Annotated in this window: 1 protein-coding gene; it reads left to right on the top strand. The window is 35.4% G+C overall.

Translation table 11 applies throughout. The features are described 5' to 3' along the window. Window positions 1-318: 318 nt before the first annotated feature. Window positions 319-831 (top strand): hypothetical protein, encoded by a 513-nt coding sequence (locus tag BFP75_RS13205; protein WP_099545854.1) that lies wholly within the window; start codon window positions 319-321, stop codon window positions 829-831. Window positions 832-1,025 lie beyond the last annotated feature (194 nt).

Here is a 1,025-nt window from a genome sequence, read left to right as displayed (position 1 = left end):
ACGCCTTTTAAACGACGGTAGAAATTCGTCTGCGGTACCCGGTCACTTAATTGGAAATTATTGAAAAGCTTCTCTTGATAATCCTTTTTACCCTGCATACCTAAAGTTACGATCCTTTTACGGATCGGCAAGATCGAAATGCCCCTTTTTTTATAACTTGTGCAACAGGCACAACGTGTATAACTAATTGCTTGGTCTGTGTGTACTCGGAAAATCCTAACGGATTTTCCTCTGGTTCGTTTTCTTTTACTAAATTAGTTCTAGCCAACGCAACTAGCCATACACAAATACGTTAGCAGTCAGTTAAACCCACTCTAAATGTACGACAGAGAAAAAGTAGAAAATTTTCAAATCCGAATGGAAGAAATAATTGAAAAGCACAGTTCGAAAGATGCTTTTGAATTAATCACTTCTGAATTGAATGAATGTGAGGATAAATATCTGACTGAATTTATGGCGCCTCTGAATTTTTTAAAATACGAACCTGTTTTAGATTGGGTGGAACAAAACGCTGATAGAGTAAAAAATGTAACGCAGGATTGGGGACATTTATCTGCAAGTTCGAATTTCAGTTGGAAAAGAGCGGAAAAATGGCTTGAAATTGGACGACCTTTGAGCTTGATTGCACTTGACGCAATAATGTTTTGTACCACACGCGGAGATAGACTAAATCAATCACTTTGGATGAGAGAATTAAATCCTAAACTGATTGACAATCCGAAACTGGACAGAATTGCAAACGGATTAAAGCAATATTTAGAAAAGGATAGTGTTCCAAGAACAAAAAATTCAGTCAACCGAATAATAAATGACATATTTGAAATTGGATAATAAAACCGAACTGCTAACAAAGAACTGAGGTAAAAAACAAACAAATTCTTCCTTAATTTGAGACATTATTATTCCACGCTCATAGGTTCAATAACTTGATTCTTTGAGCTTTTTTTATTCAATCCATCTTCTATTTATCTTGGCAGTATGGAAACGTAAGTTTCATCATATGGTCTACCAGATTTTGCAATAGC

Origin of the sequence: Maribacter sp. 4G9, assembly GCF_002742265.1 — a bacterium.
In the GTDB taxonomy this organism is placed as follows: domain Bacteria; phylum Bacteroidota; class Bacteroidia; order Flavobacteriales; family Flavobacteriaceae; genus Maribacter.
The sequence above is the reverse complement of the archived record's forward strand: the minus strand, read 5'-3'. Positions and strand labels throughout refer to the sequence as shown.